The organism is Acidaminococcus fermentans DSM 20731, assembly GCF_000025305.1.
Classification (GTDB): Bacteria; Bacillota; Negativicutes; order Acidaminococcales; family Acidaminococcaceae; genus Acidaminococcus; species Acidaminococcus fermentans.
The window spans coordinates 2,214,040-2,229,595 of record NC_013740.1 but is presented as its reverse complement, the minus strand read 5'-3'; the positions used below and the strand labels follow the sequence as shown (position 1 = coordinate 2,229,595).

Annotated in this window: 14 protein-coding genes; 10 read left to right on the top strand and 4 right to left on the bottom strand. The window is 48.5% G+C overall.

Annotation, left to right across the window (positions count from 1 at the left end; all coding sequences use genetic code 11):
- Window positions 1-49 precede the first annotated feature (49 nt).
- Window positions 50-1,063 carry a TRAP transporter substrate-binding protein gene (locus ACFER_RS10300; RefSeq protein ID WP_012939340.1) on the bottom strand — a complete coding sequence of 338 codons (1,014 nt, stop codon included), beginning with the start codon at window positions 1,061-1,063 and terminating at the stop codon, window positions 50-52.
- A 169-nt stretch (window positions 1,064-1,232) separates the two neighbouring features.
- Here ACFER_RS10300 and ACFER_RS10295 point away from each other — a divergent pair, with 169 nt between their 5' ends.
- On the top strand, window positions 1,233-1,865 hold the full coding sequence (locus tag ACFER_RS10295; protein WP_071818371.1) for a GntR family transcriptional regulator: 633 nt from the start codon (window positions 1,233-1,235) through the stop codon (window positions 1,863-1,865).
- 56 nt (window positions 1,866-1,921) lie between these two features.
- Here ACFER_RS10295 and ACFER_RS10290 read toward each other — a convergent pair whose 3' ends face one another.
- Window positions 1,922-2,809, bottom strand: a complete 888-nt coding sequence (locus tag ACFER_RS10290; RefSeq protein ID WP_012939338.1) for a LysR family transcriptional regulator — start codon at window positions 2,807-2,809, stop codon at window positions 1,922-1,924.
- 163 nt (window positions 2,810-2,972) lie between these two features.
- Between ACFER_RS10290 and ACFER_RS10285 the strand changes: the two genes are divergently transcribed.
- From ACFER_RS10285 to ACFER_RS10275, 3 genes are read left to right on the top strand one after another with little or no spacing between them, the layout of a single operon-like run.
- Window positions 2,973-3,704 carry a creatininase family protein gene (locus ACFER_RS10285; protein WP_012939337.1) on the top strand — a complete coding sequence of 244 codons (732 nt, stop codon included), beginning with the start codon at window positions 2,973-2,975 and terminating at the stop codon, window positions 3,702-3,704.
- A 37-nt stretch (window positions 3,705-3,741) separates the two neighbouring features.
- Entirely contained in the window at window positions 3,742-5,085 is a 1,344-nt protein-coding gene (locus ACFER_RS10280; protein WP_012939336.1) for a sodium/glutamate symporter family protein, read from the top strand.
- Window positions 5,082-6,260, top strand: coding sequence for a M20 metallopeptidase family protein (locus tag ACFER_RS10275; RefSeq protein WP_012939335.1), 1,179 nt, complete (start codon window positions 5,082-5,084; stop codon window positions 6,258-6,260). Before ACFER_RS10280 ends, ACFER_RS10275 begins: the two co-directional genes overlap by 4 nt.
- A 119-nt stretch (window positions 6,261-6,379) precedes the next feature.
- On the opposite strand, the gene ACFER_RS10270 is transcribed toward ACFER_RS10275, so the two are convergent.
- A complete protein-coding gene (locus ACFER_RS10270) occupies window positions 6,380-7,603 on the bottom strand; it encodes a Zn-dependent hydrolase (RefSeq protein WP_012939334.1) in 1,224 nt (407 codons plus the stop codon).
- Complete coding sequence (locus tag ACFER_RS10265) at window positions 7,603-8,382, bottom strand: IclR family transcriptional regulator (RefSeq protein WP_012939333.1); 780 nt, start codon at window positions 8,380-8,382, stop codon at window positions 7,603-7,605. Before ACFER_RS10265 ends, ACFER_RS10270 begins: the two co-directional genes overlap by 1 nt.
- Window positions 8,383-8,574: 192 nt before the next feature.
- Between ACFER_RS10265 and ACFER_RS10260 the strand changes: the two genes are divergently transcribed.
- The 6 genes from ACFER_RS10260 (at window position 8,575) to ACFER_RS10235 (ending at window position 15,554) form a co-directional block, all read left to right on the top strand.
- The gene (locus ACFER_RS10260; RefSeq protein ID WP_012939332.1) at window positions 8,575-9,804 is read left to right on the top strand and encodes an Nramp family divalent metal transporter; all 1,230 of its coding nucleotides are present in this window, start codon (window positions 8,575-8,577) and stop codon (window positions 9,802-9,804) included.
- Between the two features lie 45 nt (window positions 9,805-9,849).
- Window positions 9,850-10,833: an agmatinase family protein gene (locus tag ACFER_RS10255; protein ID WP_012939331.1), complete on the top strand. Its 984-nt coding sequence runs from the start codon at window positions 9,850-9,852 to the stop codon at window positions 10,831-10,833.
- 74 nt (window positions 10,834-10,907) lie between these two features.
- Window positions 10,908-11,381: an L-2-amino-thiazoline-4-carboxylic acid hydrolase gene (locus ACFER_RS10250; protein ID WP_012939330.1), complete on the top strand. Its 474-nt coding sequence runs from the start codon at window positions 10,908-10,910 to the stop codon at window positions 11,379-11,381.
- A gap of 275 nt (window positions 11,382-11,656) precedes the next feature.
- Window positions 11,657-12,694, top strand: a complete 1,038-nt coding sequence (locus ACFER_RS10245) for an ABC transporter substrate-binding protein (protein WP_012939329.1) — start codon at window positions 11,657-11,659, stop codon at window positions 12,692-12,694.
- Between the two features lie 54 nt (window positions 12,695-12,748).
- Window positions 12,749-13,843, top strand: a complete 1,095-nt coding sequence (locus tag ACFER_RS10240; protein ID WP_012939328.1) for an ABC transporter ATP-binding protein — start codon at window positions 12,749-12,751, stop codon at window positions 13,841-13,843.
- The gene (locus tag ACFER_RS10235) at window positions 13,830-15,554 is read left to right on the top strand and encodes an ABC transporter permease (RefSeq protein ID WP_012939327.1); all 1,725 of its coding nucleotides are present in this window, start codon (window positions 13,830-13,832) and stop codon (window positions 15,552-15,554) included. The genes ACFER_RS10240 and ACFER_RS10235 overlap by 14 nt, the downstream gene beginning before the upstream one ends.
- Window positions 15,555-15,556 lie beyond the last annotated feature (2 nt).

The following is a 15,556-nucleotide window of genomic DNA, read 5'->3' as shown; positions in this document are numbered from 1 at the left end:
TGCGAGAAAGGGTGCCGTACCCTTTGGTGCGGCACCCTTCTGTTGTAGATTATTTGGCGTATTTCATGACTTCATCGTAAGTGGTGACCGTCCATTTGCTGTTGAACTGTTCCTTGTAATAATTTTCCAGTGCACTGCGGAAAGCAGCCTGGTCAACTTCCAGCACTTTCATTCCCTTGTCCTGGCACTGCTTTTTGTATTCCTGGCGGCTTTCTTCAGCCAGCTTGTCAGCATAGGCAAGGTCTTCCTTGGCACATTCCTGCAGGATTTTCTGCTGTTCAGGACTCAGTTTTTCAAAAGCTTTATTGTTGATGAAGAGTCCAACAAATTCATATACATGGTTGGTTTCCATGATGTAAGGCTGGACTTCATACAATTTCAGCGTAGCCATCTGTTCATAGCCGCCTTCGCAGGCTTCAGCCACCTTGGTCTGCAGAGCCGTGTACAATTCATTCATGGCAACGGTGGTAGAGCTTACACCTAGTTGGCTCCAGGTATCCACATAGACTCTCATGCCGGGCAGACGAAGTTTCAGACCCTGCAGATCGGCCGGTGTCTTGATGGGCTTTGTCCCAGCCAATTCCCGAACATCCCGGTTGTGGAAACCCAGAGTGGTAAAACCATTTTTCTTATAGATGGCTTTGAGCTTATCGCCAATTCCACTGTTCAAGATTGCCTGCTGTTGTTTCAAATCTTTCATCAGGAAGGGGGCATCCAGGAATGTGTATTCTGGAGCATACAAGTCAAGTCCTTCCAAACCGGACATCGTCATGTCCAGGTCGCCACTGGCTACAGAAGAATAGTTGTCTTTGGGATTCCCTAAAGTTCCATCTGTGAACAAATTGATTTCAATGCTGCCGTTGGATTTCTTCTTTACATCTTCTACGAATTTTTTCATGGCTTTTCCTGCAGGAGAATCTGCTGAGTAGGCGGTAGCCAGATCCATTTGGACTTTTCCTTCACTGCTCTTTGATTTTCCGCCTTCTTCAGATCCGCAGCCGGTAAGAGTAAATACAGCCAGTGATGCCAGGCACAAAGCGGCAAGTGTCTTTTTGATGTTCATTACAGATTCCTCCCCTTTAAAAGCATATAAAAGATTCTAAAAATTCCGTTCATTTTTCCTAGTTCGATTCTAGCATAGATTCTTTTTGCATCCAAAGGATATATCCAGTATAATTGAAATATATCTGATGTATACAAGAGAATGGCAGGACAGAGGTGAAAGCGGAGCCATGATGAGTTTGCGGGACAAGGCCTATTATGCAATCAAAAACAAAATCTTACGATGCCAGTATGAAAGCAATGGCTTTTTGAATGAAACTGCTCTGATGGAAGAACTGCAGGTCAGCAGAACACCTATCCGGGAAGCTCTGACGCGGCTGGAACAGGAGGGGCTGGTTACGGTTCTCCCCAAAAAAGGGGTGATGGTCAGACCATTGACCATCAATGAAATCAACCAAAGTTTTGAAGCCAGGATGCTTTTGGAACCTTTCATTATCCGAAAGGATCTGAAGTATCTGGATTTAAAGAAACTGCATGAGATAAGGGATAAATCTGAGGAACTAATAGAGTCTGCACCGGACCCGGAGCAGTTCGCTTTACTGGATGACCGGTTCCACCGACTTCTGGCACAAGGATGTTCCAATCTTTACTTTCGCAATATGCTGGCTCATATTTTTGATCAGCATATGAGAATCCGGGTCCTGTCCGGGAGTGATATCTGGGAACGGCACAAGGAAGCAGCCAAGGAACATCAGAAGATCATTGATTTGATTTTTATGGGAGAAAGGGATAAGGCAGGAGATGCCATGCTGTTCCATTTAAAAGGATCCCGAGAAACAGCTCTGCGGAGTTTGGGAAAATAATCAATTACTAAAAAAGCACTGCGTACGCCGCAGTGCTTTTTTGTGCTTTATTTTGTCTATTTTTGCCAGTGTTCCTGACACCGCCTGAAAAAGTCTGATACAGCCTGGTCGTAGTTGTAGGAATTGCATAAAACATAAAATTTGCGAGGATTATAGGCAGGAACGATCTTTTTTAGGAGAACGTTTTTGTAGGATTCCGTTTTTATAAATGAGGGAACAAAACCAATCCCCATATTGGCATCTACCAGGGCGATTTTGGCAGCAAAGGAATTGACCTGGATTACGGTACGGAATGGCTCGGTAAAATCCTGATTCCGATAGATGTTCCGGATCATTTTGCTGCTCCCGTTGTACATGGTGATGATGGTCTGGTCCCGCAATTGTTTTCGGTCTATAAAAGGATATGCAGCCAAAGGGTTGTCCCGGGAAAGAATCAAACTCCAGCTGTCCTGCCAAAGCAGTTGCTTCTTGTAGGCGTTTTCGGAAATCGAGGAAAGGAATTGGTCGCTGGTCAGAATGATGTCCAGATTTCCCCGGATAAAATATTCCAGGAGTGTTTCATAGACAAATTGATACAGATTGATTTTGATGTTTGGGTGGCTGGCAGAAAACTGCCCAATAAACGGCATAAGGAAAAAATGCTCATAGTAACCAATACCGATCCGGAGTTTTCGGGAATATCCGCCTACTGCTTTTTTGGTCAAACTGATGGCCAGGTGGTACTGCTCCAACAATTTGTTGGCTTGGAAGTAGAATTCTTTTCCTGCTTCCGTCAATTTTATATTGCGGGTATCCCGTTGGAACAGTTGGACATTCAGTCCTTTTTCCAGGGACTGGATCCGACGGCTGAGTGTGGACTGGGAAATATGTTCTTTTTCTGCCGTTTTGGCGAAACTGAGCAGTTCAGCCAGAACTACAAAACTGTGGATGTTTGCAATATCCATGACAGAATCCTTTCTACTGATGCATAAAACGCAATAATACATGCAACAAATAGAATTTAGTTGTTGTTCAAAAGACTCTATGATAAATAATATACAAAAATAATAATAAGACGACAAACAAAAGAGAAAAATGAAACAGAAAGCAAGAAAGGACTGAAAGATTATGCAAAATTATATCAGAAAAATGCCAGGGAAACAATATTTGGAAAGAATGGAAAAGGATCCTCTGGTTATCATTCCTACAGGCGCTTGTGAAGTCTACGGGCCTCATCTGCCCATGGGAACGGATCTGCTGGTGGCCAAACGGATTGCTGAACTGGTTGCCGAGGAGACGGATGCTTTGATTGCACCGACTATTGAAGCCGGAGAATCTTCTGCGCTGGCTTCTTTTCCCTGCACATTTGCCATGCCTCGGAAGATTCTGGAAGACTATCTGGATTATATCCTGGGGAAAGTACTGAAAGATGGAGCCAAGAAAATTTTATTTATCACTGGCCACGCAGGGAATGTGGATACAGTCAATTATTTGTCCAAAAAATACATGGAACAGTATGATTTTAAAATGGCTCAAGTTGACTGGTGGCGTTTTGCTACTGTCCACAACAAAGGAATCTGCCAGTATGAAGGGTACATGTGCAATGGCCATGCCAGTGAATGCGGAACATCTGTAATGTTGTATCTGTTCCCTGAATTGGTGGATGAAGCTGGAGAAACCTGTGTAGATCCTCATACCAGCTCTGAATTCAGTGATTTTATCACGTTGGGAAAATTTACGGATAAAACTTACAACGGAACGGTAGGGGATGCAACGGTTGCTACCAGAGAAAAGGGCGAAAAAATCGTGGAGGCCTGTCTGGCAAGGATTTTGAAGTTTATCAAGGCCTACTACAAGTAAGCTAACGTCTCCGTTTGGGCGGGAGGGGGAGTGAAAAATGAACTTGACAGATATTGCCATTGATATTGCAACAGTCAGCTTTCTGCTGTGTCTGGGGTTTGCACTGCGGGTGAAGATTGCTTTTTTCAGACGGTATTTTATTCCGGCATCTCTGATTGCCGGAATCCTGGGTCTGCTGTTGGGGCCCCAGGTGTTGGGGGAAGTATCGCCCATTTGTCTGCATTACAGCAAAGGAATCGGGCAATGGATTAATTTTGCTTTCTGCTTCATCTTTGCCACTTCATTTTTAGGAAATTCTGTGGGCAAACTGGGAAGAGACATCTTATCCACAACAGTTATTGCCGGGACCATGCATATGATGCAGATCCTTGTGGGGTTGGCCATAATTGTGGCATTGCTTCCGTTTATGCAGGATCTGCCCATGTGGCTGGGCCTGTTGCCTGTCACCGGTTTTTATGGAGGACACGGTTCTGCTGGAATCATTGGGGCGTCCTTTGGATCTGAAGGAATCAGCGATGCCATGGGGATTGCCATGACCTATGCTACCATTGGGATGTTCGCCGCCGTTATCGGAGGGATGTTCCTGATCAACTATGGGGCTTCCAGAGGATGGACCAGTCATAAAGTAGATCAGGCAGAAATCGACAAACTGACCCATTCTTCCGGATTGCTTGAAAAGGGAAGCCGTCCTTCCATGGCCGCTGCAGTGTGCAGTCCTTCAGCTCTGGATCCTTTTGCTTTTCAGTTTATGATTGTCGGCGTTATCATTGCCATTTCCTATATCACACGGATTGGTCTGATCGCCATTATCCCTTTCTGGAAGCGGATTCCTTTGTATACCATGTGCCTTCTGATGGGGGCCATTGTAGGACCTATTCTGGGGAAAACAAAATGGGGACAGTATATTGACCGTCCTTCCATGAAACGGATTTCCGGGCTGGCACTGGAATATATGATTGTGGTGGCGGTGGCAACCATCCGGATCAGCGTCTTAAAAGCCTATTTCGTTCCTATTGTTGTGTCTACCATTATCCTGTGCGGATTGACGGCTTTCTTTTCCGTGTATCTTTCCAAAAAATGGTATGGAGATCATTGGTTTGAGGTAGCTATGGGAATCTATGGGCAATGCACCGGGACTTTGGCAACCGGCCTGCTGCTGATCAAAGTCCTGGATCCTGATGGGGATACCATGACCAGTGAGAGTATTTCCGGTTCCAGTACCCTGGGATCCTTCTACCAGCTGCCCAATACCACCATGGGCCCCATGCTGTTCCTGAGCAGTCCCATGCTTTATATAGGGGGTGTTTCCGCTGCCCTGGTGGCATTTATTCTGGCAGGGATACTCTTCTTTAGGGTGAAAGGAAAGGCGGATCCGGCATGAAAAAGTTTATTTTGACCGATACGGAAATCAAGGAAGCAGTGGCGTTTCGAAGAGAATGTCATCAGTATCCGGAATTGGGGTATGAAGAAACCGAAACTACGGAAAAAATTCGTAGGAAACTACAGGAATGGGGAATCCCCATTCTGGATACTGGTTTGAAAACAGGCTTGGTGGCATCCATCGGTCAGGGGAAAGAGCCCCAGTGCATAGCGCTGCGGGCGGATATCGACGCGCTGCCCATCCAGGAAGCATCCGGATTGCCCTTTGCTTCAAAAAAGGCAGGTATCGCCCACTGTTGCGGGCATGACCTGCATATGACCGCTCTTCTGTATGCGGCAAAACTGCTGAAAAAGGCTGAAAATGATATTACTGGCAGAGTACTGCTGATTTTCCAACCGGCAGAGGAAAAACTCAACGGTTCCAAGTCCGTGATTGACACAGGGATTTTTGAAAAATATCATCCACAATTCATTATCGGACTCCATACCTGGCCGGAAATTCCCGGCGGTACCATTGGCATACGGAAAGGTCCTTCCATGGCCGCCAGTGACTCTTTGAAAGTGACTGTCCATGGGAAAGGTGGTCATGGGGCACATCCCCATAAATCCATAGATCCGATTTGCATTACGGGCTACATCCTGACGGCCCTGCAAACCATTGTATCCCGGAATATAGCGCCGCTGGATTCCGGTGTTATCACCATTGGAAAGATTACAGGAGGAACGGCCCCCAATGTGATACCGGACAAGGTGGTGCTGGAAGGGACGGTCCGTTCTCTGGATCCCTCTGTACGTACGTTGATCCAAAATCGTTTGGAAACACTGTTGCCTTCCATTGCCGAAGGATTTGGCGGAACCTGTGAAGTGGAGTATCAGAAGGGAAATCCCCCTGTCATCAACGATGCCAATGTAGTTGACCGGATCGCCCAAGCGGGGAAGGAAGTACTGGGCGAAGACCATGTAATAGAACTGGAGAAAGCCTCCATGGGATCTGAGGATTTTGCGGATTACCTGGAAATTCTTCCCGGGGCGCTGTTCCGCATAGGGACCTGCAATGCGGATGAGAAATCTCATCGTCCCCTGCATAACAGCGGCATCGTTTTTGATGAAAAGGGAATTGCCACTGGAGCGCAGGTGCTGGCACAAACAGTTTGGGACGCTTTTCAGGAGAAATGATTTTTTGCGTGCATCTTGGGCTCATGTAAGGAAAAGAAAAAACAATTCAAAAAGCGAGGATACCCTTTGTACGGTATCCTCGCTCTTTTTTCAAGGAATGATTGGAAAAACCTCCATCCTCATTCTCTGGTCAGATGGGTCAGCACTTTCTCCAGGACGGAAGCTGCCTGTCCAATATCTTCTGCTGAAGTGAATTCTTCGGGAGAATGGCTGATGCCGTTTTTGCTGGGGACAAACAGCATGGCAGTGGGCAGTTCGTGGCCCAGGATCATGGCATCATGGCCTGCCCAACTGGGTTGTATCTGAAAACGGACACTTTCTTTTTGAGCGTACGATTGAAAAAGTTCCATGATTTTCCGGTCCATGGGCAGGGGCGGAATCTGATCCAGCTGATTCCACAGAAATCGGACGCCATATTGTTTCTCCAGGTTTCGTGAGAAATCCTTGTAGGCAGAAACGACACAATCCATAGTGGAATCTTCCTCCGCACGGATTTCCAGAGAGAACTCTGCTTCTCCTGGAATGACATTTCCTGCATCGGGAGACACCCGGATATGTCCGACTGTGGCTACATACTGATTGTTGGATGTCAGGGCGCACTGATGGATTTCACTGATTTCTGCAGCTGCTGCCGCCAGGGCGTCATGCCGGTCTTTCATGGCGGTAGTGCCGGCATGGTTGGCCTGGCCCTGGACCCGGATTATAAAATGCCGGATTCCTACAATGGCGGAAACAATGCCCAGAGGCAGTTTGGCATCTTCCAGGGCACGGCCCTGCTCAATATGCATTTCCACAAAACATTTCCCCGGAAGCAGATGCGGGGCAAAGGGATCCCCTTCCAGTCCGGCTTCCTGGAGCAGTTGGGGAAGGGGTTGGCCTTCTGCTGTGATAAAACTGCCAGGATCTTTTCCCTGGAGCTTTCCTGCCATAGCTTGGCTGCCCATGCATGGGGGTCCGAATCGGGTGCCTTCTTCTTCGGCAAAGGCAATGATGGTCAGAGGGCGGCGGGGACGGAATCCTGCCTGATGCCAGGCTGCGGCAATGGCCAGAGGGACCGTAATCCCCAGGGCTCCATCATATTTTCCTCCATGGGGAACGGTATCCAGATGGGAACCGGTATACACCGGCGGAAGGCCAGTTTCTCCCGGTACAGTCATGAGCAGATTACCCCAGCCGTCCCGCTGGCATTGGAGTCCGGCAGCTTCTGCGTAACTATGCAGATATTTCTGGGCCTCCAGGAAAGGGTTTGACCAGGAAAGACGGGTGGTACCCTGGCCTTCTTCATAGCCGAAGGCTGAAAGGGCTTGGAAAAGCGCTGACCAGATATCTTTCAGGTTATCCATTATGGCATCTCCTTTCTCATGGCCTGTTTCCAGGTATCAATGGCTTTTTGGAAATCCTTCAGCAGATCGTTTTTGAGCTGGGGAAGGGATTTTACAAAGAAGGTGGCACTGATAGTCAGCAGCAGCCGGCCTTTTTCATCATAGAGGGGCACTGCCAGGCTGCCCACATCATTGACAAATTCTTCGATTTCCGTGGAATAGCCGTTTTTCTGGATGGCTTTCAGCTGGGATTCCAACTGTTCTCTGGAACGGATACTGGAAGGTGTGAAAGCCTTGAAATCCAATTGACCCAACATTTCTTTCCTTCCATGGGTCACTTCATCCAACAGAAGCAGTTTTCCGGAACTGGTGGCATGGAGGGGAAGATCTGTGTATTCACTCATAACGATGTAATAGGCCTGCTTGGTGGGATAGGTACAATAGACACTGAAAATCTGATTCTGGTACACCATCTGGAGACTGGCGGAGAAGTGATATTTTTCTGCAATGGCATCGACCAGAGGTTTGAACAGTTCCACATACCGGTCGATATCCTGGTGGATCATGGAAGCTTTGGTAACGAAGTAATATCCCAGTTTATAATAACCGGTTTCCCTGTCCCGCAGCAGCAGCTGGCTTTCTACCAACGTGTTGACCAGACCCCGGGTGGTATTGATGTTCAGTCCCGTTTTTTCGCTGATGGCTGACAGGGGCAGACTGGGATCCGTAGGCGTGAAACAGTCCAGAATCTGTACAGCCCGCTGGATGGACTGAATGGGCTTTTGTAACTTTTTTTCCATAAACGACCTCCCTTGGCAGCGATTTTTTCTTTATTAGAGTAGCACAAAAGATTTTGATTGACAAACAGAAATAATGGTGGTATAAAAATACACAAAACTACAATGCGAAATAAAAAACGACAATGTAGTTAAACAAGAGCGAGTAACTAGGGTAATGCGGCGTAGGATTTTACCAATGAGGGGGAGAGAAGTATGGCGGACAAAAAAGAAAAGCAGTTTACCCTAAAGGAAAAATTGGGGGCATTGGGGCCTGGCTTCCTGATCGTCGGCTCCTTTATCGGACCGGGGACGGTTACCAGTTCCACGAAAGCCGGGGCTGATTATGGGTTCCAGCTGTTCTGGTGCATCATCTTTTCAGTTATTGCAGTAATTGTCATGCAGGGCATGGCAGCCCGCCTGGGTATTGTGACCCAGATGGGGCTGGCTCAGAACCTGGTCAAGGATTTTGAAAACCGTCCTGTACTGCGGAATCTGCTGTGCGGTCTGGTGGCCGTGGCCATCACTATTGGCGGGTTCGCTTACATGAGCGGGGACCTGACAGGGACGGCCATTGGAATCAGCGCCCTGACCGGGATTTCCACCCGGATCATTGCTCCGGTTTGGGGCTTTTGCATCCTCCTGCTCCTGAGCTTCGCCGGAGATGCCCTGAAATACCTGGAAAAATTGTTGGGAGCCTGCGTCATCATCATGGCTGTGGTATTCCTGGTCACCATGTTCGTGGTGAAGCCGGACCTGGGAAAACTGCTGGCTGGCTGTGTCCCCAACATTCCCAAGGGCGGACTGATGACCTGTCTGTCCCTGATCGGGACCACGGTAGTGCCTTACAACATGTTCCTCCATGCGGCCTCCGCCAAGAGAACCTGGCATTCTACTGATGACCTGCCTCTCTGCCGGTTCGGGACCAATATCCCCATGATCATCGGGGGCATCGTAACCGGAGCCATCATGGTTACGGCGGCAACGGTCATGCTGGGAATGCCGGTCCGGAATGCCATGGACATGTCCATCCAGTTGGAACCGACTTTGGGGACTTTTGCCAAACCCTTCATGGCCATCGGCCTGGTGGCCGCCGGGGTGTCCAGCGCTGTTTGCACGCCCATGGGTGTTTCCTATGTGCTGGCCGGTCTGTTTGGCTGGAAAACCAACCGCAGTGACAAACGGTACACCGTGACCAACTTCCTGGTTCTTATTACCGGCATCATCGTTGCCGGGATGGGATTTAACCCCATTGCCCTGATTATGGCTGCCCAGATGGTCAATGGTGTGGTATTGCCCGTTGTGGTGGGTGTGACCATTTATCTGACCGCCAGCCGGAGAATTATGGGAGAATTTGCCAACAGTACGCTGGAAAACGTTCTGGGAACTGCCATCTTTATCATCTCCCTGATCTTGGGAGTCAGCAGCATCATCAGTTTGTTCTAAAAAGGCATTGGCCTCTTTGGTAGATTTATAAGGAGATGTTTTGAAATGAGAGAAAGTAAACCTACGATTTATGATCCCAATTTCCTGCCCAATATGATTTACAGCGGAGTACCTTCCTGGTTGAACCTGTCCGTCATTGAAAATGATGACGATCTGAAAAAAATCGATGCCGCAGTGGTTGGGGTACCCTGGGAAGGAGGCTGTACCATCGGCGGGTATTCTTCCACTACGGAAGGCCCCAAAGCAGTCCGCTCTGCGTCCATCCGGTATACCGGCTTCCTGCCTGACTACAACCTGGATTGCTTTGATTACCTCAATGTGGCTGATTCCGGGGATATTGCCACCCAGAATGGCAACTATGACTTTACCTTCAAATCCATCCGGGAGCGGATTGGCAAACTGGCTGATGCCAAAATTATCCCCATTACCATTGGCGGGGACCATGGCATTGCCTATCCCATCATCAGTGAAATCGCCAAACGGTATCCGAAGAAAGTAGGCGTTCTCCACTTTGACGCCCATCTGGACAACTACTCCCATTTCGGTGATGATGAATTGTCCCGGTGTTCTCCTTTCTATCGGGTCTACAATGATCCCAACATGGATCCCACCAAGATCGCTCATATCGGGATCCGTGGACCCAGAAACCATCGGGAAGAATACAACAATGCCGTAAAATATGGCGCAACGGTCATCCGGGCCATCGATGTCCATGAAGATGGCTGGAAGGCTTCCATTTCCAAAGCCCTGGAAGTAGTCAGCAAGGATACGGAATATATCTACATTACCGTATGTGCAGACAGTCTGGATGCAGCCAACATGCCTCAGGCACCCCAGGACATGGGTGGTCTGACTTCTTATGAACTGCTGATGATGCTCCATGAAGCAGGACTGGCAGGGGCGAAAGGCATTGACTTTGTGGAAACCTATCCGGAAGTGTTCACCCTGCAGACGGCGGCCCATGTGGTTAACTGGGCATTCCTGTACTATCTGAACGGCCTGGCTCAGCATATCAAAGAAAGCAAATAAATACGATTGTTCTGGTTGAGGGTCCTGCTGTATCTGCAGCAGACCCTGGGACATAAAAAAGGGGAGTGTAAAACTTGAAACCGCAAAAAATGGATGAACCGGTTTCCATGTTCGTTCTGTTTGCCCGTTTTTTTTCCATCCTGGCAAAGAATCTGGAAAAAGAATTTGGGGAAAAAGGCCTGGAAATCCTGAAACAAAGCGTTATCGACTGGGGAATAGCCCGGGGTAAAGATATTGCCCGCCGGGCTGCTCAACGGGGCCAGAAAAATGATCTGGATGCCTATCTGCCCAACTATGACATGGAACGCAGTGAACTGTTCGGGTATGACACAGAATATGGCAAAGACGAAATCAACCAGGATTTTGACCGCTGTGTATTCGCCAAGACCTGGATGGATGCGGGGGAAGAAAAATACGGCCGCATTTACTGCGAAAATATCGACCCCGCCATCTGCAAAGGGTACAATGAAGACCTGGAATGTGTACATGACCATATCATGTACAAAGATCATCACTGCACCTTCTGCTTCCGGATGAAGAAAAAGTAAAGGAATAAAAAAGGCTGTGCAAGGATACGGACAGAGAATCTCCGGGATTCATGCACAGCCTTTTTTATGCTTAAGTTATTATGCAAAAGGACTGTTGGAGGGTGGCTTTTTGAGAAGTGAGAAATGTAGTTTTGTGGTTGTTAAATACTATACACTATTGGATGATTTTATTTGAATTGTAAAAAACATGTAAATATTCAGTAAAAATATGGTAAAATTAGCACATAAAGTACTTTGCCCGGCAAAGAGATTCCAATAAGGGAGGCTGAATTACCATGAATCTGAAGAAGTGGCTGTCTGTAGGGATGCTGTGCGTGCTGGCAGCAGGAATCAGTGCCTGCGGTGGGGGCGGGGCGATTCCCGGTTCCAAACAGGACAAGAAATCCGCAGGGAATACGGTGATGCTGTATTCCTCTATGCAGGAAGACCAGTTGAATGCTGTGAAGAAAGCGTTTGAAAAGAAATACCCGGACATCAAACTGGATTACTACTTCGCCGGAACCGGGAAAGTTATTACGAAAATCGCCACGGAAGCGAAATCCGGCCAGGTAGCGGCAGATGTAATCTGGGTAGGGGATCCGGCCGACTACATCGGTTTTAAGAAAATGGGCATCCTTCAGAAATACAGTTCTCCGGAAGCCAAGGCCATCGATCCGGTATTTATTGATAAGGAAGGCTATTATACCGGTGCCCGGATGATGAATATGGGGATTGCCTACAATCCTCAGAAGGTTTCCAAAGAAGAAGCGCCCAAGACCTGGGATGATCTTTTGGATCCCAAATGGAAAGGCCAGATTGTCATGACGGATCCCGGTACGGCGGGAACCACCAAATACGCCGTAGGGGCCCTGATTTCCAATTCCAAGTACGGAAAGGCCTATTTTGAAAAACTGAAGGAAAACGGCACGGAACTCCAGTCCGGGACTACTGCAACCCACAACCAGATTGCAGCCGGTGCCTATAAAGTAGGGATGTGCCTGGATTATGTCACGGAAAACCTGAAGAGCAAAGGGTCCACCATCGAATTTGTCTATCCGAAACAGGACATCATCTCCATTTACAGTCCCATCGCTCTGGTAAAGGGAGCCAAAAACGAAGCCAATGCCAAGAAACTTTATGACTTCATCCTTTCCAAAGAAGGACAGGAAGTCCTGGTACAAAACAATATGCTTTCTGTCCGCAAAGATGTGAAACAGAAGGGTGTGACCATTGAGGAAATCGCCAAGAATGCCATGAAGGTGGACCTGGAGAAACTGGCAGCCAATGCCAAGAACGTGCTGGATCAATTCGATGCCATCTTCAAGAAAAAATAACGTCGGAACGGACGGCAGGACAGGCTGCCGTCCGTTTTTTCAGGAGGTGAAAGTATGGCCGATGTTCGGTTCAATCATATTACCTTCCACTATGGGAAAAAATGTATTTTCAAGGATCTTTCTCTAACAGTGGAAGAAAGCCAGATCATGTGTCTGGTCGGCCCTTCTGGCTGCGGGAAGACAACTTTGGTCCGCTGTCTGTTGGGATTCATCAAACCGGAGACAGGATCCATTTATGTAGGAGACCGCTGCCTGTTCGATGCGGAAAAAGGCATCGACGTCTCTCCGGAACACCGTCATATCGGGGTGGTGTTCCAGGATTATGCGGTGTGGCCCCATATGACCGTGCTGGAAAACGTACTGTATCCCATGAAGAAAATGAGAATACCCAAGCAAGAAATGAAAGAAAGAGCCCACCATGCCCTGGAGCAGGTGCGGATGCTGGGGTATGAGGAACATTTGCCCAGCCAGCTTTCCGGTGGGCAGCAGCAGCGGGTGGCCATTGCCCGTGCCCTGGTGAGCAGTGATGAAGTCATCGTCATGGATGAACCCATTACCAACCTGGATGCCAAGCTGCGGGAAGAAATGCTGACGGAAATCCGTCTGATTCAGCACGATATCGGGACCACCATCCTCTATATTACCCATGACCAGGAAGCGGCTCTTCAGCTTTGCGACCGGATGGCCATTATGGACCGGGATGGGAATCTGTGCCAGATCGGCGAGGATGAGGACATCATCTTGAGACCGGCTAATCGGTTTGTCTTTGAATTTATCGGAGTCTCGAACTTCTTCCCCCTGGTACGGGAAAATGGACATACCTATCTGGTAGCCGGAGAAAAGTTCCTCTATGATGAATGCCCCCAGGAAATCTTTGCAAGTGGAAGACCCATGGAAATGGGAGTGCGTCTCAATGATATGATTTTTGATGACAGTTCCCCTGTCCGTGGAAAAGTTACCCGAAGCGTGTTCCTGGGCAGTGAGTACGTATATTTCATCCAGCTGGGAAATCGGGAAATCCGGATGCAGGTCAATGCACTGGATGTGATGCAGAACAATAAGGCAGAGGAAGGCCAGGAAGTGGGCCTGCGTTTCCTTCAACCCCGGTATTATGAAGCCAGAAAGGAGGATCATGATGAATCTGCGTAGAACTCGTCAGGGCACGTCTGATCTGGCGGCCCTGGATGGAAAAACTTTCAGCTTGGACAAGGCCATGACTCTGGTCAGCTTTGTGCTGCTGTTTGTCATCGTCTTTATCCCTATTTTCATGATTGTCTACAATGCCTTCTTTTACGAAGGCCGTCTGGATATCGAGATGTTCAAGACTGTTGTTTTCAGCCAGGACAATATCAGTGCCATGACCCATACGGTCATCATCGGTCTCAGTGTGACAGTGGTGGGAACGATCATCGGACTCTTCTATGCCTGGCTGCTGGGACGCAGCGATATCCCCTGCAAGAACCTGATGCGGGCCCTGTTTATGATTCCCTATATGTTCCCACCTTTTTTTGGGGCCATGGCCTGGGATATGCTCCTTTCAGGACGAGGCGGCTATGTGAACACCTGGCTGATGAATACCTTCCATCTGACAACGCCGCCATTTAACATCAATTCGCTGGGTGGCATCATTTTCGTTGAGGTATCGTATTATTTCCCCTTTGTGTTCATGCAGGTGGTCAGTGCTCTGGAACGGATGGACCCTACTCTGGAAGAAAGTGCTCGGATCGCCGGAGCCAGCCAAGGAACGGTCATCCGGAAGATTACCATCCCTCTGGTGACTCCGGCTATTTCCGCAGGTGCCCTGCTGATCCTGATTTCTTCTCTCGCCCATTTTGGGGTGCCAGCTATTCTGGGATTTTCCAAACAGATTTACACCCTGCCTACAGTAATCTATGCTTATATTGATCGGGCAGGAGGCAGTTTTGAGGGGATTCGGCAGGGGGCGGCCCTTTCCATCCTTCTGGTCTTTGTGGTCACTATGGCTCTGATCCTGCAGAAAGTGGTCCTTTCCAGCGGGTCTTACGATATCATCAAGGGTAAGAGCATGCGGCCCACTCTGATCAAGCTCCGGGGAGCAAAATATCCTCTTCTGCTGTTGGCTGTGCTGACATTGGTACTCATCGTGCTGGTTCCTCTTATCATGATTTTCCTGGAAGGCTTGGTAAAAGCTTATGGACTGCCGCTGATTCCAGCGAATTTCACCCTGGATAATTTCCACAATATCATTACCAGCAAGCAGACCATGGATGCCATCCAGAACTCCCTGTTCCTGTCCATCAGTGCCGGGATTCTCTGTATGTTCCTGGGTGTGATGATTGCTTATGTGGTCATCAAGATCAAACCCAAAGGAAAGGAAATCCTGGAAATGCTGTCCGTACTGCCCTATTCCATCCCCGGGACCGTGCTGGCCATTGGGGTCATCCTCTCCTGGTCCGGGCAGTTGGGCATCAGCCTGTATAACACCATTTGGATCATTTTGGTGGCATATATGGCCCGGTATCTGAGTTTTTCTATGAAGAGTGCCTCTGCTTCCCTGCAGCAGGTCCATCCATCTCTGGAAGAAGCGGCCCGTGCCTGCGGGGCCTCTCATACGGAATCTTTGAAAGACATTACCCTGCCGTTGATCCGTCCGGCTATGGTGGCCGGGTTCTTCCTGATTTTCCTGCCTTCCATGCGGGAACTGACCACTTCCATCTTACTGTATGGGCCCTATACCCGGACCCTGGGGGTACAGATCTTCGCCCTGCGGGATAGCGGGCAGATTCCTCAGGCATCGGCATTGGCTGCTGTAGCCATCTGCATCATCATTATCTGCAATTTCATCGTTACGCAGATTACCAAAGATAAGAAGGGGGTGTAAAA

Bases quoted from the DNA above. Each gene is read 5' to 3' on its own strand.
- ACFER_RS10300 (WP_012939340.1), bottom strand. From the start codon at position 1,063: ATGAACATCAAAAAGACACTTGCCGCTTTGTGCCTGGCATCACTGGCT.
- ACFER_RS10295 (WP_071818371.1), top strand. From the start codon at position 1,233: ATGATGAGTTTGCGGGACAAGGCCTATTATGCAATCAAAAACAAAATC.
- ACFER_RS10290 (WP_012939338.1), bottom strand. From the start codon at position 2,809: ATGGATATTGCAAACATCCACAGTTTTGTAGTTCTGGCTGAACTGCTC.
- ACFER_RS10285 (WP_012939337.1), top strand. From the start codon at position 2,973: ATGCAAAATTATATCAGAAAAATGCCAGGGAAACAATATTTGGAAAGA.
- ACFER_RS10280 (WP_012939336.1), top strand. From the start codon at position 3,742: ATGAACTTGACAGATATTGCCATTGATATTGCAACAGTCAGCTTTCTG.
- ACFER_RS10275 (WP_012939335.1), top strand. From the start codon at position 5,082: ATGAAAAAGTTTATTTTGACCGATACGGAAATCAAGGAAGCAGTGGCG.
- ACFER_RS10270 (WP_012939334.1), bottom strand. From the start codon at position 7,603: ATGGATAACCTGAAAGATATCTGGTCAGCGCTTTTCCAAGCCCTTTCA.
- ACFER_RS10265 (WP_012939333.1), bottom strand. From the start codon at position 8,382: ATGGAAAAAAAGTTACAAAAGCCCATTCAGTCCATCCAGCGGGCTGTA.
- ACFER_RS10260 (WP_012939332.1), top strand. From the start codon at position 8,575: ATGGCGGACAAAAAAGAAAAGCAGTTTACCCTAAAGGAAAAATTGGGG.
- ACFER_RS10255 (WP_012939331.1), top strand. From the start codon at position 9,850: ATGAGAGAAAGTAAACCTACGATTTATGATCCCAATTTCCTGCCCAAT.
- ACFER_RS10245 (WP_012939329.1), top strand. From the start codon at position 11,657: ATGAATCTGAAGAAGTGGCTGTCTGTAGGGATGCTGTGCGTGCTGGCA.
- ACFER_RS10240 (WP_012939328.1), top strand. From the start codon at position 12,749: ATGGCCGATGTTCGGTTCAATCATATTACCTTCCACTATGGGAAAAAA.
- ACFER_RS10235 (WP_012939327.1), top strand. From the start codon at position 13,830: ATGAATCTGCGTAGAACTCGTCAGGGCACGTCTGATCTGGCGGCCCTG.